Genomic DNA, 6,697 nt, shown 5'->3' with positions numbered 1-6,697 from the left:
GGCCAGCAGCAGGCGCGGGCTGCCGGCCAGGGCGCGGGCGATGGCGGCGCGCTGCTGCTGGCCGCCGGACAGTTCGGCCGGGTAATGCTTCATGCGCGAGCCCAGGCCGACGCTGCTCAACGCCTTCTCGATGCGCTCGCGGCGTTCGGCGGCGGGCATGCCGCGGTAGCGCAGCGGCACGTCGACGTTGTCGAACAGGTTCAGGTCGGGGATCAGGTTGAAGCCCTGGAAGATGAAGCCGATCTTCTGGTTGCGCAGGCGCGAGCGGGCGTCGTCGCCGAGGTGGCTGACGTCCTGCCCATCCAGCAGGTACTGGCCGCTGGTGAAGGTCTCCAGCAGCCCGGCGATGTTGAGGAACGTGGTCTTGCCCGAGCCCGACGGGCCGGTGACGGCGACGAACTCGCCTTCGCGCACGTGCAGATCGAGCGAGCGCAACGCGTGGGTTTCGACCTGTTCGGTGCGGAAGACCTTGGAAACGGATTGCATCTGGAGCATGGGAAGTTCCTGCGCTGGAAAGTGGGAAAGTGGGAATGTGGGAAAAGGCGGGGAAATCAGTTGATGGAAACGCGTTCGGCGTCGCCGAACAGGTCGGTACCGGAAACGACGACCTTCTCGCCCGGCTGCAGGCCGGAGACGATCTCGACTTCGCCCAGGCTGCTGACGCCGAACTGCACCGGGCGGCGGCTGGCGGTGCTGCCGTTGACCACCCAGGCGTAGCGGCCGCCGGACTGCTCGACGAACGGACCGCGCTCGACCTTGATCACGTCCTTGCGGGTGTCGAGCAGGATGCGCGCGCTCATGCGCTGGCTCTGGCGCAGGCCTTCGGGCTGCTTGTCGGAGAAGCGGATGCGGGCCACGACCTCGCCGTTGACCACTTCCGGCGAGACGGCCGAAATCTCGCCCGGGAACGGCTGGCCGGAACCGCTGGTGAGCTGCGACGGCATGCCGATCGCCAGGTCGCGGGCGAAGCTCTCGGGCACCTTGATCTCGATCTCGAAGCGCGACAGGTCGACCACGCCCAGGATCGGCGCATTGGTCGCGACCTGGGTGTGCTGGGTGGCCTGCACCTGGCCGACCTGGCCGTCGAAGGGGGCGCGCAGGGTCAGCGCGTCCACCTGGCGCTGCACTTCGTCCACCACCGCCTGCTGGCGGTTGGCGAGCAGGCGCTTGTTGCGCGCGTCCAGGTCGGCGCCCTGGCTCTGCAGGGCGGCATCGCTCCTGGCGTGCTGCAGGGTGATCTCGGCCTTCTTCAGGTCGTCCTGCGCCTTGGCCAGGTTGACCTGCGGCACGGCGCCACCATCGAAGCCGCGCTGGTAGCGCTCCAGGTCGCGCGCGGCGGCCTGGCGGTCGATGGCGGCCTGGTCGGTGACCTTGCTGGCGGTGGCGCGGGCCAGGGTGGCGTCGAGCGCGGCGCGGCCGGCCTCGGCTTCCAGGCCGGCCAGGGTGGCCTGTTCCTGGGCCAGTTTGCTGCGCAGTTCCGGGCTGTCGATCACTGCCAGCTCCTGGCCCTGCTTGACCACGTCGCCGGCTACCACCTTCAGGGTCACCGTGCCGGCGGAGATCGCATACAGCACCGGGCTGTTGGCGGCGATCACGCGGCCATCGGCGGCGATGTCGCGGACCAGGTCGCCGCGGCCGACGGTGGCGATGCGCAGGCGCGCGCCATCGAACGAGCGCGAGCCGCCGAGCCAGCCCTTGGCGACGAAGCCGATGCCGGCCAGGACCACCAGCGCGGCCACGGCCGGCCACAGCCAACGGCGCCATTTCGGCTGGGAGCGCTGGGAAAGGGTGTGGTCCTGTGCGGAGGTGTCGCGGATCATCGTCGGCATCGCTGGAAGAGTTGGTATCGGTTAAGCAGATCCCGTGCCAACTTCCATGTGCATGAAAAACAAGGGATATTCTTCGAACTTAGATGTGTCCGGGTGTCCGCGGACACCGGCGCGGACAGTGTCCGCGGGCGCGATGTCCGGCGGTTGTCCGGTGGATGTCCGAAGCGGCTGACCTAGAATGTCCGCCTGTGAATCCGGATGGATGGACTATGTGCGGCATTGTGGGAGCGATCGCTGATCGCGACGTGGTACCGGTACTGATCGAAGGACTGAAGCGGCTGGAATACCGGGGCTACGATTCTTCCGGCATTGCCGTGCTGGACGATCGCGACATCCGTCGCGTGCGCCGCACCGGCCGCGTCGCCGAGATGGAAAACGCCGCCGCCGCCGAAGGCTTCGCCGCGACGCTCGGCATTGGTCATACCCGCTGGGCCACCCATGGCGGCGTCACCGAATCGAACGCGCACCCGCACGTCAGCCACGGCGTTGCGCTGGTGCACAACGGCATCATCGAGAACCACGAGGAGCAGCGCGAGAAGCTGGGCGCGCTGGGCTATGTGTTCGAATCGCAGACCGATACCGAGGTCATCGCGCACCTGATCCACCATCACCTCAAGGCCGGCCATGACGACCTGCTGGCCGCCCTGCAGCGCACGGTGAAGGAATTGACCGGCGCCTACGCGCTGGCGGTGATCAGCCAGAACGAGCCGGACCGGATGGTGGTGGCGCGGATGGGCTGCCCGCTGCTGGTGGGCCTGGGCGAAGGCGAGAACTTCGTGGCCTCCGATGTATCGGCGATCCTGCAGGCCACCCGTCGGGTGATGTTCCTGGAGGAAGGCGACACCGCCGAACTTACCCGCGAGGGGGTGCGCGTATTCGATGCGGACAACCTGCCGGTGCAGCGCGAGCAGCGCCTGTCCGACGTGTCGCTGGCCTCGCTGGAGCTGGGGCCGTACCGCCACTTCATGCAGAAGGAAATCCACGAGCAGCCGCGCGCGCTGGCCGACACCATCGAGGCCGCGATCGATGCCGGTGGGTTCCCGGCGACGCTGTTCGGCGCGAACGCGGAAACGGTGCTGCGCGACATCGAGGGCGTGCAGATCCTGGCCTGCGGCACCAGTTACTACGCCGGCTTGACCGCGCGTTACTGGATCGAGGCCATCGCCGGCCTGCCCTGCAGCGTGGAGATCGCCAGCGAGTACCGCTACCGCGATGCGTTCGCCAACCCGAAGCACCTGATCGTCACCATTTCCCAGTCCGGCGAAACCCTGGACACGATGGAGGCGCTGAAGTACGCCAAGTCGCTGGGGCACAAGCACACGCTGTCGATCTGCAACGTGCCGGAAAGCGCGATCCCGCGCGCCAGTGAGCTGGTCTGCTACACCCGCGCCGGCGCCGAGATCGGCGTCGCCTCGACCAAGGCCTTCACCACCCAGCTGGCGGCGCTGTTCCAGCTGACCGTGGTGCTGGGCAGGCTGCATGGCAAGATCAACGCCGGGCAGGAGGCGGACTACCTGGAACAGCTGCGCCACCTGCCTGGCAGCGTGCAGCACGCGTTGAACCTGGAGCCGCAGATCGTCGCCTGGGCCGAGCGTTTCGCCGGCAAGTCCAATGCGCTGTTCCTTGGCCGTGGCCTGCATTACCCGATCGCGCTGGAAGGCGCGCTCAAGCTCAAGGAAATCTCCTACATCCACGCCGAGGCCTACCCGGCCGGCGAGCTCAAGCATGGGCCGCTGGCACTGGTCGACGCGGAAATGCCGGTGGTGGTGATCGCGCCCAACGACAGCCTGCTGGAGAAGGTGAAGTCCAACATGCAGGAGGTGCGCGCGCGCGGCGGCGAACTGTTCGTGTTCGCCGACCAGGACAGCAACTTCAGCGAATCGGAAGGCGTGCACGTGATCCGCACGCCGCGCCATGCCGGCGTGTTGAGCCCGGTGGTGCACACCATCCCGGTGCAGATGCTGGCGTACCACACGGCGCTGGCCCGCGGCACCGACGTGGACAAGCCGCGCAACCTGGCCAAAAGCGTCACCGTGGAGTGAGCGCGGCGATATCCGCTTGACGACGGGGCGGCCGGAGCGGAAGAACCGCGTCCGGCCGCTTCTTCATTGCAGGCCGGCCGCGCCCAGCATCCCGCCCGCGGCGCCGCAGCCGATCACCGCCAGCCACGGCGGCAGTTTCCAGCGCGCGAGCGCAGCCAGGGCCAGGAGCGCCAGCGCGATATCCAATGGGCCATGGATGGCGCTGGTCCACACCGGGTCGTAGAGCGCGGCCAGCAGCAGGCCGACCACCGCCGCGTTGATGCCGGTCATTGCGGCGCGCATGCGCGCGTTGCCGCGCAGCCGGGCCCAGAACGGCAGGGCGCCGGCCACCAGCAGGAAGGACGGGGCGAATACCGCCACCAGGCAGAGCAGGCCGCCCGCCCAGCCCGACGGCGCGGCCTGCATGGACGCGCCGAGGAAGGCGGCGAAGGCGAACAGCGGGCCGGGCATCGCCTGCGCCGCGCCATAGCCGGCGAGGAACGCGTCGTTGCCGACCCAGCCCGGCGGCACCACCGCGGCCTGCAGCAGCGGCAGCACCACGTGGCCACCGCCGAACACCAGCGCACCGGCGCGGAAGAATGCATTTGCTTCGGCCAGGGCCTGGCCGGGCAGCAGCGCGGCAAGCAGCGGCAGTCCGGCCAGCAGGGCGAAGAACGCGGCCAGCCACAGCATGCCGGCGCGACGCCCGACGGGCATCGTCCACGCGGCGTGTTCCCGCGGCGGCGTGGACGGGAACAGCCGCAGTCCGGCCAGCGCGGCGGCGGCGATGATGCCCGGCTGCACGAAGGCGAAAGGAGCGGACACGGCGATGCCGGCGGCCGCCAGCATGAGGGCGAGCCACGCGCGGCCTGCATGGAGATTCCGGCCCATGTTCCAGACCGCCTGCGCCACCACCGCGACCGCCGCGATCTTGAGCCCGTGCAGCGCGCCGGCCGGTATCGCGCCGGGGTATGTGGACAGGAGCTGCGCGAAGACGATCAGGGCGACGGCCGACGGCAGGGTGAAGCCGGCCCAGGCGGCGAGCGCGCCGCGATAGCCACGCCGCGACAGGCCCAGTGCCATGCCCACCTGGCTGCTGGCTGGCCCTGGCAGGAACTGGCAGAACGCGACCAGGTCGGCGTAGCTGCGTTCGTCCAGCCAACGCCGGCGCACGACGAATTCCTCATGGAAGTACGCCAGGTGCGCGACCGGGCCGCCGAAGGCGGTCAGGCCCAGGCGCAGGAACGCCAGGAACACGCGTCCGGTGCTTTCGGCCGGCCCGGTGCGCATGCCGGCGCCGGATGGCCTGTCCGCCTCAGGCGCCATGGCCGCTCCATGGCGGGGCAGCGCCGGAACCGCCGCGGCGGCTGGCGGCGGTGTGCGGGCGCTGCGGCGTTGGCCGGAAAGCGGGAGCCGGGAAGCGTGCGGAGGACATCGGGGCGCGGAGAGCACGGGAGCGGTGCCCGACATTAGCGCGGGCCGATGACGGTGGCGTTCAACGCCGTGGGCCGTCGGTTCCGGTCGCTCCTGCCTGCCGGATCCGTTCCCGCGCGACGCTACCGGGCGGGTCCGGCCAGGGCCTGCAGCGATGTCCAGCCGACGTCGATGTTGTGCTCCAGCGGCAACGAGGCGTAGAGCCAGCGGCCCTCGCCGTCGACGCTGCTGGAGCCGGCCAGCGCGGCCTGCCCGGCGATCAGGCAACTCCGTCCGCCGTCCGCCCGATGGCTGTCGCCCAGCGCCATCCAGGCGGTCCGGCAGCCATCGATCGGACCGTCGTAGTAGAGCGTTCCCTTGGCGATGTTCCACTCGCGGTAATGCGCGGCGGCGGGGAAGCGGGTGTCGTGCGCGACGACCGACTGCAGTCCGGGGTCGGCGCACCATATGCCGGTCCGCGCTGGCCGGGTGAAGCAGACCCGCTGTCCGGCCGCGTCGTAGCGGGCGACGGCCACGTCCTCCAGCGTCGCGATGCTGCGCCAGTCCGGCAGCGAATAGAGCACCAGCCGCAGCCTGCCCTGGCCGCCATCGGTGCCGACCAGCAGGCGGTCCGGCCGGTCGGTATAGGCGGCGAAGGCCGGTGATGGCGCGGGTACCGGCAAGGGGGTCGCGGTGTCGCTGCCGGCTTCGATTTCGAACAGGCGGTCGCCGTTGTTGCCGCGCCCGATCACCAGCAGCCTGCGGCCGTCGCCCGACCATACCGGCGGATGGCGCGGCACCGGGACGATGCCCGCCACCGCGCGCAGGGTTTCCGGGTGCGCGGGCTGGCCGATCCACAGCTGCGCGTGCAGGCTGCGATCCGAAACGAAGGCCAGGGTGGTGCCGTCCGGGGAGATGCCCGGTGTCAGGTCCACGCCGCTTGAGGCGAATACCGGTTCGCCGGCGCCGCTGCCGTCGGTACGGAAGCGGAACATGCCGCTGCGCAGCCGGTCGATCTCGAAGGCCATCGACCAGTCGTCCGCGGCGATATCCGGCTGGATCGGATTGCCGCCGGCCAGTACCGGCAAGGGAACCGGGTCCCCGCCGGCCAGGTCGATGCGGTACAGCCGGACTTCTTCCTTGACCAGGCTGAAGACCACGCCCTGGCTGTCCGGCAGCCAGGCCCAGCCGCGGATGTCGCCGCGCAGGGTGGTGAGCCGGCGCGGCGCGCCGCCGCCGGCGGGCATCAGCCACAGGTCGCCGAGCGTGGTGCCGCGGCGGAAACCGAGCCAGCGCCCATCGGGGGAGTGGCGCGGCAGCGAGTCGACCGCGTCGCGGTCCACGCCGTAGTCCAGCGTCCGCCAGCGCCCGCTGGCCAGGTCGAGCCGGCGCAGGGCGCCGCCCGCGCCGGCCGCCGCGCGCCTGCCGCCGGCG

The 6,697-nt window shown here is 70.4% G+C and carries 4 protein-coding genes and 1 pseudogene; 1 reads left to right on the top strand and 4 read right to left on the bottom strand.

Annotated elements, in window-relative coordinates; translation table 11 throughout:
- A partial coding sequence (locus QMX80_RS17660; RefSeq protein WP_282278479.1) for an ABC transporter ATP-binding protein occupies positions 1-495 on the bottom strand: 495 nt, incomplete at its 3' end.
- A 56-nt stretch (positions 496-551) separates the two neighbouring features.
- Entirely contained in the window at positions 552-1,820 is a 1,269-nt protein-coding gene (locus tag QMX80_RS17655) for an efflux RND transporter periplasmic adaptor subunit (protein ID WP_055771006.1), read from the bottom strand.
- Positions 1,821-2,038: 218 nt separating this feature from the next.
- On the opposite strand from QMX80_RS17655, the gene glmS reads away from it, so the two are divergent.
- Complete coding sequence (gene glmS, locus QMX80_RS17650; RefSeq protein WP_273082917.1) at positions 2,039-3,871, top strand: glutamine--fructose-6-phosphate transaminase (isomerizing); 1,833 nt, start codon at positions 2,039-2,041, stop codon at positions 3,869-3,871.
- A gap of 63 nt (positions 3,872-3,934) precedes the next feature.
- On the opposite strand, the gene chrA is transcribed toward glmS, so the two are convergent.
- Both chrA and QMX80_RS17640 read right to left on the bottom strand, forming a co-directional pair.
- The gene (gene chrA, locus QMX80_RS17645; RefSeq protein WP_345782400.1) at positions 3,935-5,140 is read right to left on the bottom strand and encodes a chromate efflux transporter; all 1,206 of its coding nucleotides are present in this window, start codon (positions 5,138-5,140) and stop codon (positions 3,935-3,937) included.
- A 266-nt stretch (positions 5,141-5,406) separates the two neighbouring features.
- A pseudogene (locus QMX80_RS17640) lies at positions 5,407-6,697 on the bottom strand (hypothetical protein); the annotation flags it as partial.

Origin of the sequence: Stenotrophomonas sp. PS02297 (assembly GCF_029959705.1) — a bacterium.
GTDB classification, from domain to species: Bacteria; Pseudomonadota; Gammaproteobacteria; order Xanthomonadales; family Xanthomonadaceae; genus Stenotrophomonas; species Stenotrophomonas nitritireducens.
The sequence above is the reverse complement of the archived record's forward strand: the minus strand, read 5'-3'. Positions and strand labels throughout refer to the sequence as shown.